Below are 22,199 nucleotides of genomic sequence, written 5' to 3' on the forward strand. Positions count from 1 at the left end.
CTCAGAGCCGCGCCTGCAAAAGTGCCAGCAGCGCTTCCTCGTCAGGCTGCGCGGCAATGCGGAGCCTTTCACGGGCGGTATCGCCGAAGGCTGCCGCGATGCGCGCCGAAAGCGCGAAAAACCATGTCTTTTCAAACAGCCCTTGCAGAGCAGGCCGCCTGGCCAAAACCTGTAGCGCGGCGGCCGCTTTGGCCGAATAGAACAGCACCGCATCGACAGGTTCGCCCGACAACAGCGCAACAATGGCCTCGTCCGAATAACTCACCGCGAATGTGTCATATGTCTCGACGGCACGGACCCGGACGCCCGCCGTCTCCAACCCCCGTTCGAATGCGGGAAACCGCACGCGTCCACAGAGATAGACGATCGTCTTGCCCGAGTGATCCGCGGCAAGACTCTCGGCAAGCGCTTCGGCATTGCCCGGGCCTTCGCCGACCGACAAAAACCCTGCTTCGCGCGCGGCTTGCGCCGTCCTTTCGCCGACGGCATGGCAAGGCAACGCTGTGATCGCCACTATCAGCTCTTTTGGGGCATGGCGCACGGCATTGGCGCTGGTGATGGCCACGGCGACGGCATCGTGTGGAACCACTCCGCGATCGACCGGCAGCGCCACCGTTTCGGTCAGGGGCAAAAGGATCGGCTGGAATCCTGTCTTCTCAAGCTGCCGCGCTGTGCGCGAGGCGCCGGGTTCCGGTCTCGTCACCAGGACGCGAAGCATTTCAGAGCCAGCCGTCGAAGAACTTTTCGCCGGCCTTGGCCCGTACTGTCCGGGCTGCTTCGGCACCGATATGGGCGGCGTCCCGCGCCGGTCCCTGCAGCTCGACAGTGTGCGATTGCACGCCGTCGGGCGAGATGATCAGTCCGGCGAACGACAGTTTTCCGGCCTCGATCGCCGCGTAGCCGGCGATCGGCGTGCGGCACGAACCATCAAGCGCCGCCAGGAAGGCGCGCTCGCAGGCCAGCGCCTGGCCGGTCGGAACATCATGGATGGCCGCCAGCATCTTTTCGACGTCGCGGTCGCCGATACGAGTTTCGATGCAGATCGCGCCTTGGCCCGGCGCCGGCGGAAAGATGTCGAGCGGCATCAGGTCGGTGACGACATGCTCGAGCCCAAGCCGCTTCAACCCCGCATAGGCGAGAATGGTGCCGGCGGCGACGCCTTCGTCGAGCTTGCGCAACCGCGTCTGTACATTGCCGCGGAACATCACCACGTCGAGATCGGGCCGCATGCGGCGGATCAGCGCCTGCCGCCGCAGCGACGACGAGCCGACTTTCGCTCCCCGCGGCAGTTCGGCGATCGTCTTCGCGGCCTTGCCGACAAAGGCATCGCGGGCATCCTCGCGCGGCAGGAAGGCCGAGAGTTCGAGACCGTCGGGCAGTTGCGTCGGCATGTCCTTCGACGAATGCACGGCGATGTCGATCCGGCCCGCCAGCAGCGCCTCCTCGATCTCCTTGGTGAACAAGCCCTTGCCGCCGGCTTCCGACAGCGGCCGGTCCTGGATGCGGTCACCGGTGGTCGAAATGACGACGACCTCGAGCGCTTCCGCAGGCATGCCGTGCGCGGCCATCAACCGCGCCTGCGTTTCATGCGCCTGTGCCAGCGCCAGCGGGCTGCCCCGTGTTCCGATTCTCAAGATTGTTTGCATGGCGCGCGGTCCGTGATAACCCCCGGCAAGCGAGGCTTTTCCGGGCTTCTCCTAACGGGGAAAGCCTCATGATACAATCTTTAGGGACAGCGACGAATTGATCCGCGTTCTGGGCATTGAGACGAGTTGTGACGAGACCGCCGCCAGTGTCGTGGTGCTGGACGGCGATGCCGCGCCAAAAATCCTGTCCAACATCGTGCTCAGCCAGATCGAGGAACATGCCGCATTCGGCGGCGTCGTGCCGGAGATCGCGGCACGCGCCCATGTCGAGGCGCTGGATGGCATTATCGAGGCAGCGCTTGCCGATTCGGGCGTGGCGCTGGCCGATATCGATGCGATTGCCGCCACCGCCGGTCCCGGTCTGGTCGGCGGGCTGATCGTCGGGCTGATGACGGCCAAGGCGATTGCCGCGGCCGCGAACAAGCCGCTGATCGCCATCAACCACCTCGAAGGCCATGCCTTGACGGCACGGCTGACCGACGGGCTCGATTTCCCCTATCTGCTGCTGCTCGTTTCCGGCGGCCACACGCAGATCCTCGCCGTGCGCGGCGTCGGCGACTATCAGCGCTGGGCAACCACCATCGACGACGCGCTCGGCGAGGCCTTCGACAAGACGGCCAAGATGCTCGGCCTGCCCTATCCCGGCGGACCGAATGTCGAGAAGGCGGCGCAGGCCGGCAACGCATCGCGCTTTGCCTTTCCACGTCCGATGAAGGGCTCGGCCCAGCCCGACTTCTCCTTCTCCGGCCTGAAAACCGCCGTGCGCCAGGCGGCGACCGCCATTGCGCCCTTGAGCGACCAGGACGTCGTCGACATCTGCGCCTCGTTCCAGGCGGCCGTCGCCGACGCGCTGGCTGACCGCGTTTCTCGCGCGCTGACGCGCTTTCGGGAGACTTTTCCCGCCACCAGGACACCAGCGCTGGTCGTCGCCGGCGGCGTCGCCGCCAACCACACGATCAAGGCGATGCTGGAGCGGCAGTGCGCCGAGTCCGGCTTCACCTTCATCGCACCGCCGCTAAAACTTTGCACCGACAATGCGGCGATGATCGCCTGGGCCGGCATCGAGCGGCTGCGTGAAGGCATGGCGCAGGAGAACGGCTTCGATTTCGTGCCGCGCTCGCGCTGGCCGCTGGACAGCATCTCGACCCCGATGGTCGGCTCCGGCCGGCGCGGAGCAAAGGCATGAACGAGGGTGCAATGAGCGGCAACGACACAGCGCCAACCGGCTGGCGCGTTGCCGTGCTCGGCGGCGGGGCCTGGGGCACTGCCTTGGCGCTGGCCATGCTTCGCGCCGGTCATTTCGTCCGCCTTTACGCGCGCGACCCAGAGACCGTCGCCGCGATCGACCGCGGCGAAAATCCACGCTATCTGCCGGGCATTACGCTCCAGGTCGGCATCGTGGCGACGAGCAACATCCAAGCCGCGCTCGACGGTGCCGATTGTGTGCTGGCGGTGACGCCGGCGCAGTCGCTGCGGGCCACCCTGGCCGCCGCGAAGGACCATATACCGGCCGGTATCCCGCTCGTTCTCTGTGCCAAGGGCATCGAAAGCGATACCGGCGCCTTGCTGTCGGCGATTGTCGAAGAAATCCTGCCGCAAAACCCGGTCGCCGCTCTGTCGGGTCCAAGCTTCGCCACCGATGTTGCGCGCGGCCTGCCGACGGCCGTGGTGGTCGCCGCCCGCGACGAGGCCTTGGCCGCCGAACTCGCCGCCCGCTTTTCCGCCGAGAACCTGCGCTGTTATTCGAGCGACGACCTGACCGGCGTCGAGATCGGCGGCGCCTTGAAGAACGTCTTCGCCATTGCCGCGGGTGCCGTCACCGGCGCCGGTCTCGGCGCCAGCGCCCAGGCCGCCATGGTGACGCGCGGCTTTGTCGAACTGCGCCGCATCGGTGCCGCCTTCGGCGCCAGGCCCGAGACCTTGATGGGGCTTTCCGGCCTTGGCGACCTGTTGCTGACCTGCTCGTCGACCCAGTCGCGCAATTTCGCCTATGGGCTGGCGCTCGGACAAGGCAAGGAGCTTTCCGGATTGCCGCTGGCCGAGGGCGTGCCGACGGCGGCGATCGCTGCCCGCATCGCCACCGAGCGCAACATCGACGCGCCGATCATTGCCGCCGTCGCCGCCATACTGGACGGCACCATCACCATCCGGCAGGCTGTGACGGCCTTGATGACCCGGCCGCTGAAGACCGAAACCAACGATTGATCCCCACGATTTTGATCGAACGACCAGGAGAGAGACCATGCTGTTTGCTGTGATTTGCAAGGACAAGCCGGGAAGCGTGCAGGTGCGTCTCGACACGCGGCCGGAGCATATCGCCTTCCTGGAAGAACTGAACGGCGACAAGAAGCTGGCTTTCGCCGGTCCGTTCCTTGACGCCGAAGGCAAGCCCAACGGCAGCCTCGTCGTCGTCGAGGCGCCCGACATGGCGGGTGCGCAGACCTTGTCGGCCGCCGACCCGTACGCGAAGGCCGGCCTGTTCGAGAGCGTCGAAATCCACCCGTGGAACTGGACGTTCAACAAGCCGGCGGCTACTTAACTCCCGGTCGCCGGTGGATGACCCGCAAGGAGGAGCAAAGACATGAACTACTGGTTGTTCAAATCCGAACCTTCGGTCTTCTCCTTCGAGGCGCTGAAGGCCAAGGGAAAGGCCGGCACGCAATGGGATGGCGTGCGCAACTACGCCGCGCGCAACAACATGAAGGCGATGCGGATCGGCGACCTCGGCTTCTTCTATCATTCCAACGAGGGGCTGAACGTGGTCGGCATCGCCGAGGTCTGCGCACTGGCCCATCCCGACACCACGTCGGATGATCCGCGCTGGGAATGCGTCGACATCCGCGCTGTCCAGGATGTGCCCAACCCGCCGACGCTGGAAGAGGTCAAGGCCAATCCAAAACTTGCCGACATGGCGCTGGTGCGGCTCGGACGGCTTTCCGTGCAGCCGGTGACGCCGGCCGAATGGAAGGAAGTCTGCCGCATGGGCGGCCTGACGCCTGCTCCGTGACGGCGCTGACGCCGAACAGCGCCAAACAATTCATCCTCGACAACACGGCGCTGATCGCGCCGCCGCATGTGCCGGAAATCCTGCTTCATCTTGCCGACGAGGCGCACGATCTGTGGCAGCGGACCGAGGATGAGCTGGTCGAGATCGGCCTGCCGCCGCCCTTCTGGGCGTTTGCCTGGGCCGGCGGCCAGGGCCTTGCCCGCTATGTCCTGGACAATCCCGGCACGGTGCGAGGCAAGCGCGTCCTCGACTTCGCCTCCGGCTCCGGCCTTGTCGCCATTGCCGCGGCCAAGGCAGGTGCTGCCAAGGTGATCGCCACCGACATCGATCCGTTCTGCGCGACCGCGATCCGGCTGAATGGCGAGGCCAATGATGTCTTGATCGAATTCCTCGGCGCGGACTGCATCGGCACCGATGCGGGTTGGGACGTGATCCTGGCCGGCGACGTTTTCTACGACAAATCCTTCGCCGACCGGCTGATGCCGTGGTTCTCAACCCTGAAGGCGCGCGGCGCCGAGATTCTCGTCGGCGACCCCGGCCGGTCGTACATGCCGAGGACCGGGCTGGAACCGCTTGCGGTCTATGAGGTGGCCGTCACGCGGGCATTGGAGGATTCGCTGGTCAAGCGCACGACGATCTGGCGGTTTGCTTGACGCCATCGCCGAACAGGCGTTCCATCAGTTCGCATCTGGAGGGGGAAGCTCATGGATTTTTCAGCAGTGAACTGGCTGGCGGTGATCGCCGCCGCTGTCTTGGCATGGCTGTTCGGCGCCGCCTGGTACATGGGCCTGAGCAAGCCGTGGCTGAAAGCCGCCAAGCTTGATCCGGCGACGATGAAGAAATCGCCGCTGCCCTTCGTGATCAGCTTCATCGCCGAACTGGTCATGGCCTACATTATGGCCCTGGTCGTCGGCGCGATGACCGGCGGCGAGCCGACACTGCTCGCCGGGCTGGTCTTCGGCTTCGTGCTTTGGCTTGGCTTCGTCGCCACGACGCTCTCGGTCAACCATCGCTACGAGAATTTCGGCTGGGACCTGACCCTCATCGACGGCGGCCACTGGCTCGGTGTGCTGCTGATCATCGGCGCGGTGATCGGCTGGTTCGGCGCCGCGGCAAGCTGACGCCACCTATCTTCAGGTCCGCGTCTTGGCGACTTCCTCGAGAATCCATTCGCGAAAGGCGATGATGCGCGGATCATCGGCGGTACTCTCGGGATAGACCAGGAAATAGGCGAACTCGGGTGCCACCCGCAGGCCGAGTTCAAAAGGCTGCACCAGCCTTCCCTGGGAAAGGTCGTTCGCCACCATGGCGAAATCGGCGAGTGCGACGGCATTGCCGTCGAGCGCTGCCTGGACGGCATCGGTGGAGTTTCCGAACACCACGGTCCGGCTGTCATCGAAATCGCTGATGCCTGCCGCCGCCATCCACATGCGCCAGTTCGGCCATGTCACGCCTTGTCGCGACCATTCGATATGGGCAAGCGTGTGATTGAAAAGATCGCGCGGCTCGCGCAGCGGCGGACCGGAGGTCAACAGGCTCGGGCTGCACACCGGAATGAGGACGTTGTCGAACAGCCGGTGGGCGCGAAGGCCCGGGTATTTTCCGGCGCCAAAACGGATGCCGACATCGATGTCGTCGAGTTCGAAATCCCGCACTTCATAGGCGATGTCGAATCTCAGCTCGATATGGGGCTGATGCTTGCGAAAATCGTCGACGCGCCGCATCAGCCATTTTGACGCGAACTGTGCATCAAGAGTCACTTTCAGCAGCGCGGTGCCGCGCGTCAGCTTTTGCGCCCGCGAAACGGCGCGGCCAAGCAGGTCGAGCGCGTCGGTCGAGGCCTCGAACAGCACCGTGCCCGCCTCGGTCAGCCGGATGGTGCGGCTGGTGCGCGTAAACAGCACCAGCCCGAGCTGATCCTCGATTTCCTTGATCTGGTGGCTGACGGCGGCCGGCGTCAGGCCCAGTTCATCGGCGGCACGGGTGAAATTGAGGTGCCGGGCCGCTGCCTCCAGCGTCCTCAAGGCGCGAGTTCCGGGCAGCAGGCGAGTCATGGTATCCTCAAAGAAAACTTGATGATCAAGCGAAAACTACTCGTTTCTCATAGCGATTTCAATCTGGCATGATCCAGCTATCGAGACATCATCAAGCCGGATTTGATATCCGGAGACAACGGATCACATCATGTCCATCATCGTTCTGAGTTCATCGACACGCCGTCCGAACTGGCTGACCGAGACCCTTGACTGGTTGCGTCATGCCAGGGTCGCAATCAATCTCCCGCACCAGAACGTCGAAGACCTGTCGGATCGGCAACTCCGCGACGTTGGCGCCAGGCGCAAGGACATCGCACGTGCCATGGACCGCGAGATGGGCCGCCTCGGCCTTCTCGACATCGGCTGGCAGCAGCCGCGAAGGTCAGGGAATAGGCAGTAGGAAATAGGCAGTAGGGACAATTAGGTCAGCGCCGACGGCTAGCCCTACTGCCTACTGCCTACTGCCTACTGCCTACCTCACCACCCTCACCACCGTCCGATCCGACAGCAGCGGCAGAAGCCGCGCCATCGTTCGAGCCGTAACGGCCACACAGCCTTGCGTCGGCGTGAAGCCGGGACGCGCCAGATGGAAGAAGATGGCGCTGCCGCGCCCGCGTCGGCGCGGCGCCAGGTTCCAGTCGAGCACCAGGCAGGCGTCATAGAGCCGGTCGTCGCGTCGCATGCGTTCGTGGCTGGCGCCATAAGGAATCTTGACCGGCCTGTTATAGTTGCGGTCGTCAGGCACTTCGCACCAGCCCAGATCAGGCCCGATCGGCGTCATCGCCAGACGGGTCTTGCGGCCGCTGGAAAACTGATCTCCCCGGAAATATCCCGACAGGATCCGCATCGAGGCCAGCGGCGTCGCGCCGTCGCCTTCGCGCTTGTCGGCCGAGATACCGCCCCGCCCCAGCGCGCAGGCAAACACCGTTTTTCCGGCCTGCAGCAGGCCCTGGCTTGGATGGCCGGGCCTGGCGCGCACCGTGAGCACGCGCAGCCCTTTTCGCAAAATTGCGCCGGCTGCATTGCGATCGTGTTTTTTCTTGTATGATCGTGCCACGGAACAAATCACTGTGATCGGCTGTTGTGCCGGTCAGCTTCCGCATAAACAGGCAGCGGTCAACTGAATTTTCTTTTCAAAACAACGGATTGATCCATGACTTCACGCACCATTCTGATCGTCGACGACGATGACGACTTGCGCGCCACACTGGTCGAGCAATTGTCCCTTTACGAGGAATTCGACGTGCTGCAGGAATCGACGGCGGCAAAAGGTGTCGCCGCCGCGCGCGGCGGCCTCATCGATCTGCTCATCATGGATGTCGGGCTGCCCGACATGGATGGCCGCGAAGCGGTGAAGATCCTGCGCAAGGGCGGCTACAAGGCGCCCATCATCATGCTCACCGGCCACGACACCGATTCGGATACGATCCTTGGTCTCGAAGCCGGCGCCAACGACTATGTGACGAAGCCGTTCCGCTTCGCCGTGCTGCTCGCCCGCATCCGCGCGCAATTGCGCCAGCATGAGCAGAGCGAGGACGCCACCTTCTCGGTTGGGCCCTACACCTTCAAGCCCAGCCAGAAACTGCTGATCGACCCGCGCGGCGCCAAGGTGCGACTGACGGAGAAGGAGGCCTCGATCATCAAATATCTCTATCGCGCCGACCAGAAGGTGGTGACGCGCGACGTGCTGCTTGAGGAAGTGTGGGGCTACAATTCCGGCGTCACCACGCACACGCTGGAGACCCATGTCTACCGGCTGCGTCAGAAGATCGAGCGCGATCCTTCCAATGCTGAAATTCTTGTGACAGAAAGCGGTGGCTACAAGCTGGTTCCTTAAACATTTCATTATCCAATGAGCGGCCGGGGCGGGGCCGCTTTCGGGTACGATCCAGTTGGAGGGGGTTCTGGATCTGCCCGCAAAGGAGGGATTGGACTGACCGTTCGGGGACACAGCTAGATGGCGCTGGATGACGACATCCGCATCCTGTCCGCCGTGAGGCTCTTCGAGGGCTTCACGCAGGAACAATTGCGCCTGCTCGCCTTTGGCGCCGAGAACACCAGGCTGGGTGCCAACCACAAGCTTTACCGCGAGGAGGACGAGGCCGATTCGGCCTATATCGTGGTCAGCGGCCGCATCGTGCTCTATCGGGAGCATGATGGCGAACGCATCCCGATAGGCACGGCGGGCCCCGGCACGATCCTGAGCGAACTGGCATTGATCGCCGACACCAACCGGCTGACCAGCGCGTCGGCCGAAATCGATTCGGAAGTGATACGGCTCAGCCGCAAGATGTTCCGCCGCATCCTGGAGGAATACCCGGAAGTGGCGGTGCAGTTGCACCAGCGCATCCTGGAGGATTTTCAGGCGATGATCCGCCGCATCGAAAAGCTGGCGCCGCGCTTCTCCGGCTGAGGCGGAGGCGCAAATAGACTTCCAGCTTTTACGCACTACCGAAAATGACCTGCTGTTCATGGCGACGGAACGGGGCGAGGCTCATAATGCCTTTGTCAGCCACTGGGGTGAGTGGGAGAAAAGCCGACAGTTCGGTCATCCCGCTGCCCGGACCCGAGGACCCGCGGTTCCGTTGACAGGCAAGAGGTGAAATCCTACAGAACCCCTCGAAGGCGGGCGGCTTAATAGGCACCGCCACCACCAGGCTCCCGGGGGAGCGAGGCATGCTGCCAGCTCGGTACGAGACGATCATCCTGTATGCCCGCAACGACGCGTTCGGCGACGGACTGGTCCGGATTCCGGCTCTGCGCGCCGCCAGAACGGCTTTCCCCGACAGCTTTATCGTCTACGGGACCACCGGGCCATCGACCCTTGAACATGTCCTCAATCGCCATGCCGGCCATCTGGTCGATGCCATCAATGTCCGGACGCCGCTGATGCAACTCGTGGCCAGCCACCGTAAGGGCAAGGAGCGGTTGGCCGTTGTCGATTTCCGCATCTCGGGGCGTTGGCTGATCCAGACCTGGGGCTCGCTTCTCGGCCGCGGGATCGCCTATGAAGCCAACTTTCCGGCCTTCGCTCTTTCCTGGCGCCCCGGTCAGAAACCCGAAGCACGGCCCGAGCGCAATGCATGGCGCTACCACCGCCTCATCGAGCGTCTTGCCGGCAGACGGCTGCCTTTCGATCACCGGCTGGAACCCGCCCCGGCCGCGCGGGCGACGGCCAGGGGTCTGGTGGAAGGCAAGCATGCTCCGTTGATCATTATCGCGGCGCATGGTGATGGCGGCAAGCGACTGACCGCGGATCAGGTTGTCGCGGTATCCGACAGAATGATCGCCGACGGTGCGAACCTTATCTATGTGAAAACCCCGGGTGACGGCCCGGACATGGCTGAACTGGCTCAACGCGTGCCGAAGGTGCGGCTTGTCGATACCAGCACGGTCGAGGGTGTCGATGTCAGTGATGTTCTGCTGGCGCTCGGAGAGTTTGCCGATCTCTACATTGGCGCCGAAGGCGGTATCGCGCATCTCATGGCCACGGTGATGACGCCGATGATTATCGTCAGCGGCGGCGCCAACATGGCCCGTTGGAGGCCGCTTTCGAACAACGTGGACGTGATCGAGTCCCGCCATGCCAGTCCAACCGGCCTGGTCGCCAATGTCCCGGCGCCGAAGATCATAGAAGCGGCCCGGCGAATGCTGGCGACGCGCCACCGCGACCATCCCAATCTGCTGGATCACGCGGACAAGACAGAAGGCCTACCTTCGCAGCAGTTTCGGGACACTGACACAGACAAGGACTTGAGGCGCGCCGTTTGAATTTGTTTGGCCGCAGCGTCAGGCAGGCCTCACCTGAATATCGACACACCTAATCCAGATCGAACCGCGCGATGACAGGCACATGGTCCGACGGGCGCTCCCAGCCGCGCGCCAGGCGCAGGATCTCGTAGCCGGAGAAGCTGGGCACCAGATTTGGCGACGACCAGACATGGTCGAGCCGCCGGCCGCGGTTCGACGCTTCCCAATCCCGCGCGCGGTAACTCCACCAGGTGTAGAGCTTCTGCTCAAGCGGCACGTTGAGCCGCATCAGGTCGACCCAGTTGCCGGCGAGGCGCATGGCCTCGAAATTCTCCGTCTCGACCGGTGTGTGGCTGACCACGTTGAGCAATTGCTTGTGCGACCAGACATCGTGTTCGAGCGGCGCGATGTTGAGGTCGCCGACCAGCACCGAGCCGGACACCTCGCCATGCTCGGCCCGGATGGCATTCATCTCGGCGACGAAATCGAGCTTGTGCTTGAACTTCCTGTTGATGACGGGATCCGGTTCGTCGCCGCCCGCCGGGACGTAGAAATTGTGCAGCAGGATCGCCTTGCCGCCGGCCCGCACCTTCACCGAGAGGTGCCGGCTGTCCTCGATCTCGCAGAAGCGTCGCTTCTCGACCACTTCGATCGGCCGCCGCGCTACCGTCGCGACGCCGTGATAGCCCTTCTGGCCATGGAAGGCGATGTGCTCGTAGCCGAGCTTGCGGAAGGCCTTTTCGGGAAACAGCTCGTCTGGAACCTTGGTTTCCTGCAGGCAGAGCACGTCGGGCGCATGCTCGACAAGCAGGCGTTCGACGATCGGCATGCGCAGCCGAACGGAGTTGATGTTCCAGGTGGCGATGGAAAGGGGCATTTGGCAATCCAGGACAGCGTACAGCCGGCAGAACCAGTGGGCCCTGACGGGGAAGACGCCTTTTGACGGAGTCAGTCTGGGAAACTGCCAGCCACAAGCCGCAAAGACAAGCCGGGCAACGCCCAACAAGGCGCGGCCCGGTGCTTTCCACAGCTATTGGAGCGATTGGTCCTAGCGCGGCTTGTTGGTGTTGAGTTCGCGGTTCGCCGTGTAGTCGATGGCAAAGGTGTCCGGCGCGAAGCTGACGCCTTCCTTGGTGTTAAAGATCATCACCGTCGTATCCTTGCCCTGCGCATCGGTGATCGTCCACTGTCGCAAATCGAAGGTTTTCGGATCGAACATCATCGTGATCCTCGAATTGCCGAACACCGATTTGTCGGCGAGCTGGATGGTGGTGAGGTCATCCTCCTCCTTGACGCTTTTGACACGGTCGCCGGAGAGGTCGATCCTGTTGTCGAGCAGCAGCTTCAAAGGCGTCTTCGACAGCGGATAGAGATCGGACGTGTTGAGCCTCTTGTTCAGGATGACCACCGACTTGCCGTCTGAAATCACCCGGAAGTTTGAAGAGCCGTCATAGTTGAAGCGAATCTTGCCCGGCCGTTCGAGGAAGAACTTGCCACCGGTTTGCTCGCCCTTGGGACCGAACTGAACGAATTCGCCGCTCATCGATTTGACCGAGGAAAAATGGTCGGCGATCTTCTGTGCCGCGGCCGGCACGGCCGCCTGCGCCGAAGCCAGCACCTGGAAGCCGGGCACCGCGTTGAAGACTGCCGCCCCTGCGAACGCCAAGCCGAGGCCCAGCAACCGACGCCGGGAGGGAGCAAATTTGCTGAGTGCTGAAAGATCATTTCTCATGTCGGTCACTCTCATCTGATTCCTGAGTTGCTCTGGTGCTTGGACCCCCAGTTAGGCTGAAGTTTGGCGGGTCGGGCGTCCCTCAGTCGCTTCAACGTCTTGAAAGGTTCAAGGTTGCGAGACCGGGATGTCACAAGGGTCAGGCCTTCTGGTCAGAACTTGTCCTCTTCGGTCGGCACCAGGATCTCGCGCTTGCCGGCATGGTTGGCCGGGCCGACGATACCTTCCTTCTCCATCTTCTCGATGATCGAGGCGGCGCGGTTGTAGCCGATGCCCAGCCGGCGCTGGATATAGCTCGTCGAGGCCTTGCCGTCGCGCAGCACCACGGAAACCGCCTGATCGTAAGGATCGTCGGAATCCTCGAAATTGCTGTTGCCGCCACCGCCGCCGGAACCGCCCTTGCCGGACGGCTCGTGGTCGTCCTCGCCGTCATCCTCGGTGATGGCGTCGAGATATTCCGGCACGCCCTGCAGCTTCAGATGCGCGACGATCCTCTCGACCTCTTCGTCGGCGACGAACGGGCCGTGCACGCGCTGGATACGGCCGCCGCCGGCCATGTAGAGCATGTCGCCCATGCCGAGCAGCTGCTCGGCGCCCTGCTCGCCCAGAATGGTGCGGCTGTCGATCTTCGACGTTACCTGGAAGGAGATGCGGGTCGGGAAATTGGCCTTGATGGTGCCGGTGATGACGTCGACCGACGGGCGCTGCGTTGCCATGATGACATGGATGCCGGCGGCGCGCGCCATCTGCGCCAGGCGCTGCACGGCACCCTCGATGTCCTTGCCGGCGACCATCATCAGGTCGGCCATCTCGTCGATAATGACGACGATATAGGGCATCGGCTCGAGATCGAGGTTCTCGGTCTCGTAGATCGCCTCGCCGGTCTGGCGGTCGAAGCCGGTCTGCACGGTGCGTGAGATCTTTTCACCTTTCTTGTCGGCCTGGCTGACGCGGGCATTGAAGCCGTCGATGTTGCGCACGCCGACCTTGGACATCTTGCGGTAGCGGTCCTCCATCTCGCGCACGGTCCATTTCAGCGCCACCACCGCCTTCTTCGGATCGGTGACAACGGGCGTGAGCAGATGCGGGATGCCGTCATAGACCGAGAGCTCCAGCATCTTCGGATCGATCATGATCAGCCGGCAATCCTGCGGCGTCAGCCGGTAGAGCAGCGACAGGATCATGGTGTTGATGGCGACCGACTTGCCCGAGCCGGTGGTGCCGGCGACCAGCACGTGCGGCATCTTGGCGATGTCGACGATGACCGCCTCGCCATTGATGGTCTTGCCCAGCGCCAGCGCCAGCTTGGCCTTGGTCGTCTCGAAATCACGGCTGGCCAGAATCTCGCGCAGATATACGGTCTCGCGCTTGGCGTTCGGCAGTTCGATGCCGATGGCGTTGCGGCCTGGCACCACGGCGACGCGGCAGGCGATGGCGCTCATCGAGCGGGCGATGTCGTCGGACAGGCCGATAACGCGCGACGATTTGATACCGGGCGCCGGCTCGAGCTCATAGAGCGTGACCACCGGACCCGGACGGACGGCGATGATCTCACCCTTGACGCCGAAATCCTCCAGTACGCCTTCGAGCAGGCGCGCATTCTGCTCCAGCGCATCCTTGGACAGGCTGGCGTCGCGCACCACGTTCTTCGGCTCGGAGAGGAAATGCAGCGACGGCATTTCGAATTTTTCCGAGCCGATCAGCGATGTCTGCGCCTCGCGCTGCACGCGGGCGCCCGGAGCAGGGCGCGGTGCCGGTGCCTCGACGCGGGTGGCGGCATCGGAGCGGAACGGCTGGACCTTGGCGGTACCGCGCCTGACGGGCTCCTGTTCCGGCTCGAAATCCATGTCGTCGCCGACTTCGAAGATATCGGCATCGTCGGGATCGAGCGAGGCGCCTCGGTCATTGACCATGGCGGCGAAGAATTCGGGCTCGACGCGGGCGCGGCCATCCGGGCTCATTCGCAATTCGGCGAACTCGGCCGATTCGACCCGTTCGGCGGCGCGCCGCCAGGCGGTGGAGCGCTGTTCCATCTCCGGCTCGTACTCGTCGCGCTCCTGCCTGCGGCGCACGGCGCGGCGGTGCATCCACGCGCGGAACGAGAGCCACCAATGAGTAATTGCCCCGAGCGCCAGGATGCCCTCGTCGCCTTCGTCCTCGTCATTGTCGAATAGAAGGTCGTCCTCACGCGGATCGGCGGCGGGCTCGTCCTCCATGACGGCAAAGCCGTTCTTGCGTCCGATCAGCGCCGAGCCATGGGCGAAGAGCCACAGCGCGGGTGCGGCCAGCAGGATGGCGATGATGCTGGCGATCAGCCCGGTCGGATAGCCGCCGATGACGATGCTGGGGATCTTCAGCACCATGTCGCCGAACACGCCGCCGAGGCCGGTGGGCAGTGGCCAGGTCTTGGGCGGCACCACGCAGCCCGCCATTGCAGCGGCCAGCAGGGCGAAGCCGAACCAGGACAGCCCACGTTTGGGCAGCCTGTCGACGCCGCGCGCGGAAAACAGCAGGAACCCCCATATGACCGTCGGGACCAGCGCCGCGACGGCGGCAAGACCGAAGAATTGCATGGCGAGGTCGGAGAACACGGCACCGGCATAGCCCATGGCGTTGGTGACGGGGTTGTTCGTCGCGTGGGAAAAGCTCGGATCGGCGACGTTCCAGGTGGCAAGGCTGGCAACGCCAAAGGCGGTGAGCGCGAACAGCCCGGCGCCGACCAGCCGCCCGACCTGACGCCGCGCGAACGCCTGGATGCCGTGCCCCGTATCGGCCAGCGCGAGCGGTGCTGAAGCCCCTGAACGCATGCTCTTCCCCGTCTGTCATGGACTCGCCGGGTGCGTGGCGCACTCCGGCAGATTCGGGTCTCAGACTATCGGTGGGAAGGTTAAAGGCGCATTAACTATAAGGGGTTGAGGTGATCAAACCTCGTTACCACCGGTTGAGCCGCTTCGAATGCCGGACCTCGGCCTGCGGATCCTGATCGCCGCGGTCCTGACGGTGGCCGTTCAGAACGACGATCGTCCCCACAGTTCGGAACCGATACGGTCGACGGTTCCTGAAAAATCTTGATCACGTGATTGCGCCAAACCGGCCCTTGCCGGAACGGTTTGCCAAAAAAGAGGCCCGGACGTGATCCGGGCCTCAATGCGTGAAACTCCTTTCGGGAGCGTCACGACGGGATTCTTGGGGCCGGCGGAAGGAGGTTCCACCGGCCCCGCGGCTAAGCTGGCCTTACGGCACCACTTCGCCATGCTGGGAGATGTCGAGGCCTTCGACCTCTTCCTGGGTCGTCGGACGCAGGCCGACCAGCGCCTTGACGATGTAGAGGATCACGAAGGTGGCAATAGCCGTCCACACGATGGTGACGGCAACGCCGTAGATCTGCTTGCCTAGCGAAGCACCTGCACCGAGGCTGTTGATCGCCGGGTCGGCGAGCACGCCGGTGAGCAGGGCGCCGATCACACCGCCGACGCCATGTACGCCGAAGGCATCGAGCGAGTCGTCATAGCCGAACATGTGCTTGACCTTGACCGCCGAGAGATAGCACACGACGCCGGCAACGATGCCGACAATGAAGGCGCCGGTCGGGTTGACGAAGCCGGAGGCAGGAGTCACCGCCACGAGGCCGGCAACCGCACCCGAGATGATGCCGAGCACGGAAGGCTTCTTGGCGACGATCCATTCGGCGAACATCCAGGCCAGAGCCGCCGCGGCGGTTGCGACCTGGGTGTTGAGCATGGCAGCGCCGGCAAGGCCGTCCGCGGCCAGTTCCGAACCGGCGTTGAAGCCGAACCAGCCGACCCACAGCAGCGAAGCACCGATCACCGAATAGACCAGGTTGTGCGGCGCCATGTTGGTGGTGCCGTAGCCTTCGCGCTTGCCGAGAACCAGTGCGCAGACAAGACCCGCGACACCGGCATTGATGTGGACGACCGTGCCGCCGGCAAAGTCGAGCACGCCAGCCGTGCCGAGGAAGCCGCCACCCCAGACCCAATGCGCGATCGGCACGTAGACGACGAGCAGCCACAGCGCCATGAAGATCAGCAGCGCCGAGAATTTGAAGCGCTCGGCAAAGGCGCCGGCAATCAGCGCCGGGGTGATGATGGCGAAGGTCATCTGGAACATCGAGAAGACGAATTCAGGAATGTTCGCGACGCCTGGCAGCCACAGCGAAGCAGTGGTGATGCCGTTATGGAAGAATTTCGAGGTGCCGCCGAGATAGCTGTTCATGCCGCCGCCGTCGGAGAAGGCCAGCGAATAGCCAAACATGAACCACAGCACCGTCACCAGACAGGTGATGGCAAAGCTCTGCATGATGGTGGCGAGCACGTTCTTCTTGCGCACCATGCCGCCGTAGAACAGCGCCAGACCCGGGACGGTCATCATCAGCACGAGCGCCGTCGAGGTCAGCATCCAGGCGGTGTTGCCGGTGTCGAGCACCGGGGTCGGGGCAGCAGCCGGCGCGGCCGCGGCGGCGGCGGGAGCCGCTTCCTGCGCGAAGGCGGCGACCGTGCCCAATGCCGCGAGAGCGAGCGTGCCCAAAAGGGCGGCGCGTCCCGTCGTCTTCAAGGTGGAAGGAATATTCATTGAACTCTCCATTTGGAATACGTGTTCGCCGCTCAGAGTGCGTCGGTGTCTGTTTCGCCGGTGCGGATGCGCACCGCCTGATCGATGCCGAAAACGAAGATCTTGCCGTCGCCGATCTGGCCGGTCTTGGCGGCGGCGGTGATGGCTTCGACGGCCTTGTCGACCATGTCGGCACTAACCGCGACTTCGATCTTGATCTTCGGCAGGAAGCTGACCGCGTATTCCGCCCCGCGATAGATTTCCGTATGCCCTTTCTGACGCCCGTAGCCTTTGACTTCGGTGACGGTCAGGCCCTGGATGCCGACGGCGGTAAGCGCTTCGCGTACCTCGTCGAGCTTGAACGGCTTGATGATTGCCATCACGATTTTCATAAGGTTTCACCCTTTGCTGTTGCGGTCCCCCGCGTTTGTACGACTTCACCGATCCCAAAGAGCCGGAGAGTGCCCACGAGGATTCAAGCTCCGTGCCAAGTGCCGAAGCAGGGGGTTAACCCGTTGTAAACAAAGAGATTGGGAAGTGTCGCGATGCAACCTGCCCATAGCTGCGGCGAAGCATCTGCTTAAAAATTAGGCAATTTTCGCAAAATGCCTACTCTGCAGGCGATCGCTTGAGCCGGATCAGCCCTTCCTGCGCAACCGAGGCGATCAGCGTGCCGTCGCGGGCAAACAGCGACCCGCGCGTGAAGCCGCGCGAGCCCTGTGTCGACGGGCTGTCCTGCGTGTAGAGCATCCAGTCGTCGAGCGCGTGGCCGCGGTGGAACCACATGGCATGGTCGAGGCTCGCCGCCTGGATGTCACGATCGAAAATGGCGCGGCCATGCGCGAAGGTCGACGTGTCGAGCAGCGTCATGTCGGAGAGATAGGCGAGCACCGCCGACTGGATGGCGCGATCCGCCGGCACCGGACCGGTGGTGCGGATCCAGATGTTCTGCTTCGGCTCCAGCTTTTCGCGGCTGGTGTAATGCTTCAGCATCACCGGCTTCATCTCGATCGGCCGGTCGCGGTCCCAGTAACGTTTGATGCCTTCGGGCACAGCCTCGCCGAATTTGCCCAGCAATTCGCGCTGCGACAGCAAGGTGTCTGGCCCCGGAATATCTTGCGGCATCGGCACCTGGTGCTCGAGACCGACCTCGTCTTGCTGGAACGACGCTTCCAGCGAAAAGATCGCCTGGCCGTGCTGGATCGCCACCACGCGCCTCGTGGTGAAGGAGCCGCCGTCACGGATGCGGTCGACCTCGTAGACGATCGGCACCTTGGTGTCGCCGGGCCGCATGAAATAGCCGTGCAGCGAATGCACGTGGCGATCGGGATCGACGGTCCGCTGCGCCGCGACCAGCGCCTGCGCGATGGTCTGGCCGCCGAAAACGCGCTGCCAGTCGAGCAGGGGGCTGCGACCACGATACAGATTGTGTTCCAGCTTCTCGAGGTCGAGAATGCCGAGAAGCTCGTCCATGGCTGCCGTCATATTTCTCGCCCTCGCCGCGGAAGTGTTATGGCGGTTTCCGACAGGACGGACATGCAGTCAAGGGTTGAAGACCCGGCCGGCGCGCAAGGAGCGAAGATGATGGAACGCAAGGCGGACGCTAAAACCAGGCCAAGCGCGAAAACAAAGTCCGGGCTCGATGTTCTGGTCGCCGGCGCCGGCTATGTCGGCCTGGCCAGCGCCGTGTCGTTGAAGCAGGCGCGCCCGGGTCTCGCCATCGCTCTCGTCGATGCCGCGCCCGCTGGTGTCTGGCAAAGAGATGGCCGCGCTTCGGCCATTGCCGCCGCCGCCTGCCGCATGCTTGAGCAGCTCGGCGTGTGGGCCGAGATCGCGCCGCAGGCGCAGGCGATCACCGAGATGATCATCACCGATTCGCGCACCTCCGATCCGGTGCGTCCGGTCTTCCTGACTTTCGACGGCGAAGTGGCGCCGGGCGAGCCCTTTGCGCATATGGTCGCCAACAAGGTGCTGAACGGTGCCTTGCGGGCCCGCGCCGAAAAACTCGGCATCGACATCATCGAGGGCGTCGCGGTACAGGGGTTGGAAACCAACGGCGCCGGCATCACCGTGCATCTCGCCGACGGCGCGACGCTGAAGGCGCGGCTGCTGATCGCCGCCGACGGCGTCAACTCCAAGCTGCGCGACATGGCCGGCATCAAGACGGTGAAATGGGAATACGGTCAGTCCGGCATCGTCTGCACGGTTGCGCATGAACGCCCGCACAACGGTCGTGCCGAAGAACATTTCCTGCCGGCCGGCCCCTTCGCCACGCTGCCGCTGAAGCCCGGTGATGACGGTACGAACCGCTCGTCGATCGTCTGGGTCGAGCGCACGCAAGATGCCGAGAAGCTGGTGGCCGGCGACGACCTCATCTTCGAGCACGAACTCGAACAACGCTTTAGCCTGAAGCTCGGCGAAATCCGCGTTGCCGACAAGCCGCGCGCCTGGCCGCTCGGCCTCACCATCGCGCGTGCCTTCGTAGCACCCCGCATCGCGCTCGCCGGTGACGCCGCCCACGGCATCCACCCGATCGCCGGCCAGGGTCTCAATCTCGGCTTCAAGGATGTCGCCGCACTTGCCGAGGTGATCGTCGAGGCCGACCGGCTCGGCCAAGACATCGGCGCGCTCGACGTGCTCGAACGCTACCAGCAATGGCGCCGCTTCGACACGGTGCAGATGGGCATCACGACCGATGTGCTGAACCGGCTGTTTTCCAACGACATCGGCCCGCTGCGCACCGTCCGCGACATCGGCCTCGGCTTGGTCGAACGCATGCCGCGCCTGAAGGAGTTTTTTATCCGCCAGGCATCGGGCCTGTCCCCTAGCACGCCTCGATTGTTGAAGGGCGAGGCGATCTGAGCGCCGTCCTCAGTTCACCTCGAAGCCCAGCTTCTGCCGCAGCCGCAGTATGCGCTGGTCGGATATCTCGAGGCGTTTCTCGCCGCCTTGAGCGGCGCGGTTGACCATCCGCAGCAGGTCGTTTCGCTCGGCGACATCGAGGCGTTCGCGCAGGAACGGCGCCAGCTTGTCGATGACAACAGTGGTGTCGTCGATCTGTGCCGCCGCCCATTTGGCGTAGACCACCGCTTCGTCCGTTTTCTTCTTGTCGGCGATCTCGGAAATCACCGCGCGAATGACGGCCTCGCGCTGCGGCAGGATAGGCCCATTCTCGGAGACGATGGCGGTGATCAGCGTCGCCGCGGCCACCACCGGATCGTCGATCGCCGTCAACGGCGACAGGGCCGCCTGTTTGCGCAGCTTCTTGCGGCGGATGTTGCCTTGCACGCGCCCGACGACGTCCGCGACCTCGCGAGCCGCATCGTTCATCGCCTTCATCCGATACCACCAGAACGCCGCCGCGCCCAACACGCCAAAAATAGCAATCAAGAACGGCATGACGACATCCCCCAAAATCCCGGCGACGATAGGAGAACTCCGGCATTGCTTCAACACGCAAACGTTGCGCACGACCATGTACCAGGACGTTGGCTCAACCGAACGCCTGGTTCACGTGGCCGCAATGCATGGCAGGGCTCTACGATCCCGGCACATCGTAGATCGCGCGCACCTCGATAGTTCCGATTTCGGCCAGCGGAATCTCGGCGGCGATCTCCAGCGCCTGGTCAAGATTATCAGCCTCGATCATGACGAAGCCGAGCAATTGCTCCTTGGTTTCGGCGAACGGGCCGTCGGTGATCAGGCTCTTGCCCTTGCGCCTGCGAAGGGTCTTCGAATTTTTCACCGATTGCAGCGCCTGGGCGATGATCAGTATCCCACGCTGATCCAACGAACGGTCATGAGCCATCGAATCGGCATCGAGCTTGGCCAGACGCTCCGGCGTCATGGCATGGAGGTCCTTTTCCTCACCATAGACCAGGCAGACATATTTCATTTCCAGCTCCCTTGCTGCGTCGAACCATAGGATGCGGCGACGAGGGTGTCAGCATTGCCCTTGACCGCCGCCACATGGTCAAGAAGGCATGCCGCGATCCCGATGATGGCAACCGCCGCCAGAAGCCGGCCAAAGCCGGACGCCGGCGGATGCAGCCAGAACTCTTCTGGTCGCCCGGCCTTGTGCCCTGCGCCTTTCCACAGTGCGAAAAACAGATTGTCCATGCGAACCTCCATCCGGCCACAAATCCGTGGCCGCCCGCAGGACGGGCGAGGCAGACCAAAGTCGACATTTTTGCACGCGCATTTTCTTGAAAAGAATTTGGCCACCACCCGTGCAGCGGTTCAAAGAGCGCAGTGGCCTTCGCGTCGGCGCGCGCTATAGTTGACTGGACGCCGGTTCACCCAGGCAACCAGCAACGACGACCCCAGCCACGAAACCAAGGAGGACTTCATGGACCGCACAGCAAACGCCGTCTGGAAAGGCAATCTGAAAGAGGGCACGGGCACGCTCGACACGCAGAGCGGAACCCTGAAGGGCACGCCCTATTCGTTCAAGGCGCGCTTCGAGGACGAGAGCGGCAAATCCGGCACCAATCCGGAAGAGCTGATCGCCGCCGCACACGCCGGCTGCTTTGCCATGCAGTTCTCGCATTTCTTGGCCGAGAACGGCACGCCCGCCACGGAACTCGACGCCAAGGCGGTGGTGACGCTGGTTCCAGGCACCGGTATCACCGGCAGCGCCCTCACCGTGGTCGGCAAGGTGCCGGGCATCGATGCGGCGAAGTTTGGGGAGTTGGCCGAAAAGGCCAAGGCCGGATGCCCGGTCTCGAAAGCGCTCGGCGCCATCAACGTATCGCTCGACGCCAGGCTCGGCTGACAACGCCGCATCCGGTGTGAAGACCCGGCGCGAACGCACAGGCGCGCGCCGGGGCCTACGCGCCCAGCGCGTTTAGCCGGGCGCGAAGTGCGGCGACTTCCTGCTCCAGCGCCTCCAACCGCGCCTCCAGGTCGGAAGCAGGCAGGACCGACGCGCTCCGCTGCGCCGAAAGGGTTGCAACGTCCACCGGGCCGCTGAGGAGATGCACGTAGCGGTCCTCGCGCTGGCCTGGTCCGCGCGGGATTTCCTGGATGAGCGGCGGTCGGCGGCCGATCAGCATATCGAGCTCGGCACGCAGATCTTCGATCGATGAGAACCGTGCCATGCGCTCGCTCCGCGCCAGCAGTTCATGTGCCGTCTGCGGCCCGCGCAGCAACAGCAGGCCGATCAAAGCGGTCTGCGGCGTGGTCAGCGAGAAGCGCTGCGCCATCTGGTGCTCGTAGCGCTCGACGCGCGAACCGAACATCTGCCGCACCAGCCCCTTTTGTTCGAGCAGCTTCAGCCCCCGGTGCACCTCGGCCTGCTCCAGCGCCATCACCGGCTCGCGCGCCGTCTTCTGGTTGGCGGCGGCCAGTGCTGAATTGAGCGTCAGCGGATAGACATCCGGCGTCAGCTCCTTCTTCTCGATCAGGCAGCCGAGCACACGGACTTCGACGGGGGAAAGGATGGGAAGATCATCGCTCAT

The 22,199-nt window shown here is 63.8% G+C and carries 26 protein-coding genes; 12 read left to right on the forward strand and 14 right to left on the reverse strand.

What is annotated here, in order from left to right:
- Nucleotide 1: 1 nt before the first annotated feature.
- The gene (locus NKH03_RS18240) at nt 2-718 is read right to left on the reverse strand and encodes a uroporphyrinogen-III synthase (protein ID WP_352969621.1); all 717 of its coding nucleotides are present in this window, start codon (nt 716-718) and stop codon (nt 2-4) included.
- A gap of 1 nt (nt 719) precedes the next feature.
- A complete protein-coding gene (gene hemC, locus NKH03_RS18245; RefSeq protein WP_352969623.1) occupies nt 720-1,646 on the reverse strand; it encodes a hydroxymethylbilane synthase in 927 nt (308 codons plus the stop codon).
- 100 nt (nt 1,647-1,746) lie between these two features.
- On the opposite strand from hemC, the gene tsaD reads away from it, so the two are divergent.
- The 6 genes from tsaD to NKH03_RS18275 are packed head-to-tail and all read left to right on the forward strand — an operon-like array spanning nt 1,747 to nt 5,774.
- Nucleotides 1,747-2,832: a tRNA (adenosine(37)-N6)-threonylcarbamoyltransferase complex transferase subunit TsaD gene (gene tsaD, locus NKH03_RS18250; RefSeq protein ID WP_352969704.1), complete on the forward strand. Its 1,086-nt coding sequence runs from the start codon at nt 1,747-1,749 to the stop codon at nt 2,830-2,832.
- Entirely contained in the window at nt 2,829-3,851 is a 1,023-nt protein-coding gene (locus NKH03_RS18255; protein ID WP_352969625.1) for an NAD(P)H-dependent glycerol-3-phosphate dehydrogenase, read from the forward strand. The genes tsaD and NKH03_RS18255 overlap by 4 nt, the downstream gene beginning before the upstream one ends.
- Before the next feature lie 37 nt (nt 3,852-3,888).
- The gene (locus NKH03_RS18260; protein ID WP_352969627.1) at nt 3,889-4,185 is read left to right on the forward strand and encodes a YciI-like protein; all 297 of its coding nucleotides are present in this window, start codon (nt 3,889-3,891) and stop codon (nt 4,183-4,185) included.
- Nucleotides 4,186-4,227: 42 nt separating this feature from the next.
- Nucleotides 4,228-4,653 carry an EVE domain-containing protein gene (locus NKH03_RS18265; RefSeq protein ID WP_352879847.1) on the forward strand — a complete coding sequence of 142 codons (426 nt, stop codon included), beginning with the start codon at nt 4,228-4,230 and terminating at the stop codon, nt 4,651-4,653.
- Nucleotides 4,608-5,306, forward strand: coding sequence for a class I SAM-dependent methyltransferase (locus tag NKH03_RS18270; protein WP_352969629.1), 699 nt, complete (start codon nt 4,608-4,610; stop codon nt 5,304-5,306). The genes NKH03_RS18265 and NKH03_RS18270 overlap by 46 nt, the downstream gene beginning before the upstream one ends.
- Before the next feature lie 51 nt (nt 5,307-5,357).
- The gene (locus NKH03_RS18275; RefSeq protein WP_352969631.1) at nt 5,358-5,774 is read left to right on the forward strand and encodes a DUF1761 domain-containing protein; all 417 of its coding nucleotides are present in this window, start codon (nt 5,358-5,360) and stop codon (nt 5,772-5,774) included.
- A 12-nt stretch (nt 5,775-5,786) separates the two neighbouring features.
- Here the strand turns inward: NKH03_RS18275 and gcvA are convergent, their stop codons facing one another.
- Nucleotides 5,787-6,707, reverse strand: coding sequence for a transcriptional regulator GcvA (gene gcvA, locus NKH03_RS18280; protein ID WP_352969632.1), 921 nt, complete (start codon nt 6,705-6,707; stop codon nt 5,787-5,789).
- Nucleotides 6,708-6,837: 130 nt separating this feature from the next.
- Between gcvA and NKH03_RS18285 the strand changes: the two genes are divergently transcribed.
- Entirely contained in the window at nt 6,838-7,089 is a 252-nt protein-coding gene (locus NKH03_RS18285; RefSeq protein WP_352879839.1) for a hypothetical protein, read from the forward strand.
- A gap of 72 nt (nt 7,090-7,161) precedes the next feature.
- On the opposite strand, the gene NKH03_RS18290 is transcribed toward NKH03_RS18285, so the two are convergent.
- Nucleotides 7,162-7,677, reverse strand: a complete 516-nt coding sequence (locus tag NKH03_RS18290; protein WP_352969634.1) for a L,D-transpeptidase family protein — start codon at nt 7,675-7,677, stop codon at nt 7,162-7,164.
- Between the two features lie 165 nt (nt 7,678-7,842).
- Between NKH03_RS18290 and NKH03_RS18295 the strand changes: the two genes are divergently transcribed.
- From NKH03_RS18295 to NKH03_RS18305, 3 genes are all read left to right on the forward strand, one after another.
- Nucleotides 7,843-8,526, forward strand: a complete 684-nt coding sequence (locus NKH03_RS18295; protein WP_352866240.1) for a response regulator transcription factor — start codon at nt 7,843-7,845, stop codon at nt 8,524-8,526.
- 120 nt (nt 8,527-8,646) lie between these two features.
- Nucleotides 8,647-9,102 (forward strand): Crp/Fnr family transcriptional regulator, encoded by a 456-nt coding sequence (locus tag NKH03_RS18300; protein ID WP_352866241.1) that lies wholly within the window; start codon nt 8,647-8,649, stop codon nt 9,100-9,102.
- A gap of 263 nt (nt 9,103-9,365) precedes the next feature.
- Nucleotides 9,366-10,460: a glycosyltransferase family 9 protein gene (locus NKH03_RS18305; protein ID WP_352969636.1), complete on the forward strand. Its 1,095-nt coding sequence runs from the start codon at nt 9,366-9,368 to the stop codon at nt 10,458-10,460.
- 49 nt (nt 10,461-10,509) lie between these two features.
- Here NKH03_RS18305 and NKH03_RS18310 read toward each other — a convergent pair whose 3' ends face one another.
- The 6 genes from NKH03_RS18310 to tesB all read right to left on the reverse strand — a co-directional run bounded on the left by NKH03_RS18310 (nt 10,510) and on the right by tesB (nt 18,225).
- Complete coding sequence (locus NKH03_RS18310; RefSeq protein WP_352969638.1) at nt 10,510-11,316, reverse strand: exodeoxyribonuclease III; 807 nt, start codon at nt 11,314-11,316, stop codon at nt 10,510-10,512.
- Between the two features lie 171 nt (nt 11,317-11,487).
- Nucleotides 11,488-12,171: an outer membrane lipoprotein carrier protein LolA gene (locus NKH03_RS18315; protein WP_352866246.1), complete on the reverse strand. Its 684-nt coding sequence runs from the start codon at nt 12,169-12,171 to the stop codon at nt 11,488-11,490.
- A gap of 152 nt (nt 12,172-12,323) precedes the next feature.
- Entirely contained in the window at nt 12,324-14,978 is a 2,655-nt protein-coding gene (locus tag NKH03_RS18320) for a DNA translocase FtsK (protein WP_352969640.1), read from the reverse strand.
- 427 nt (nt 14,979-15,405) lie between these two features.
- Nucleotides 15,406-16,761: an ammonium transporter gene (locus tag NKH03_RS18325; protein WP_502913524.1), complete on the reverse strand. Its 1,356-nt coding sequence runs from the start codon at nt 16,759-16,761 to the stop codon at nt 15,406-15,408.
- Nucleotides 16,762-16,793: 32 nt separating this feature from the next.
- Complete coding sequence (locus NKH03_RS18330; RefSeq protein ID WP_013528889.1) at nt 16,794-17,132, reverse strand: P-II family nitrogen regulator; 339 nt, start codon at nt 17,130-17,132, stop codon at nt 16,794-16,796.
- Between the two features lie 217 nt (nt 17,133-17,349).
- Nucleotides 17,350-18,225 carry an acyl-CoA thioesterase II gene (gene tesB / locus NKH03_RS18335; RefSeq protein ID WP_352866249.1) on the reverse strand — a complete coding sequence of 292 codons (876 nt, stop codon included), beginning with the start codon at nt 18,223-18,225 and terminating at the stop codon, nt 17,350-17,352.
- 99 nt (nt 18,226-18,324) lie between these two features.
- On the opposite strand from tesB, the gene NKH03_RS18340 reads away from it, so the two are divergent.
- Nucleotides 18,325-19,602: a ubiquinone biosynthesis hydroxylase gene (locus NKH03_RS18340; RefSeq protein ID WP_352969706.1), complete on the forward strand. Its 1,278-nt coding sequence runs from the start codon at nt 18,325-18,327 to the stop codon at nt 19,600-19,602.
- Between the two features lie 9 nt (nt 19,603-19,611).
- On the opposite strand, the gene NKH03_RS18345 is transcribed toward NKH03_RS18340, so the two are convergent.
- From NKH03_RS18345 to NKH03_RS18355, 3 genes are all read right to left on the reverse strand, one after another.
- Nucleotides 19,612-20,139 carry a hypothetical protein gene (locus NKH03_RS18345; protein WP_352866251.1) on the reverse strand — a complete coding sequence of 176 codons (528 nt, stop codon included), beginning with the start codon at nt 20,137-20,139 and terminating at the stop codon, nt 19,612-19,614.
- A gap of 139 nt (nt 20,140-20,278) precedes the next feature.
- Nucleotides 20,279-20,635 carry a YciI family protein gene (locus tag NKH03_RS18350; protein WP_352969641.1) on the reverse strand — a complete coding sequence of 119 codons (357 nt, stop codon included), beginning with the start codon at nt 20,633-20,635 and terminating at the stop codon, nt 20,279-20,281.
- On the reverse strand, nt 20,632-20,859 hold the full coding sequence (locus NKH03_RS18355; RefSeq protein WP_352969643.1) for a hypothetical protein: 228 nt from the start codon (nt 20,857-20,859) through the stop codon (nt 20,632-20,634). The genes NKH03_RS18350 and NKH03_RS18355 overlap by 4 nt, the downstream gene beginning before the upstream one ends.
- A 229-nt stretch (nt 20,860-21,088) precedes the next feature.
- On the opposite strand from NKH03_RS18355, the gene NKH03_RS18360 reads away from it, so the two are divergent.
- The gene (locus NKH03_RS18360) at nt 21,089-21,514 is read left to right on the forward strand and encodes an OsmC family protein (RefSeq protein ID WP_127260082.1); all 426 of its coding nucleotides are present in this window, start codon (nt 21,089-21,091) and stop codon (nt 21,512-21,514) included.
- 55 nt (nt 21,515-21,569) lie between these two features.
- On the opposite strand, the gene NKH03_RS18365 is transcribed toward NKH03_RS18360, so the two are convergent.
- Nucleotides 21,570-22,199 (reverse strand): YceH family protein, encoded by a 630-nt coding sequence (locus NKH03_RS18365; RefSeq protein WP_352969645.1) that lies wholly within the window; start codon nt 22,197-22,199, stop codon nt 21,570-21,572.

It is taken from the genome of Mesorhizobium sp. M1406 (assembly GCF_040317555.1).
In the GTDB taxonomy this organism is placed as follows: Bacteria; Pseudomonadota; Alphaproteobacteria; order Rhizobiales; family Rhizobiaceae; genus Mesorhizobium.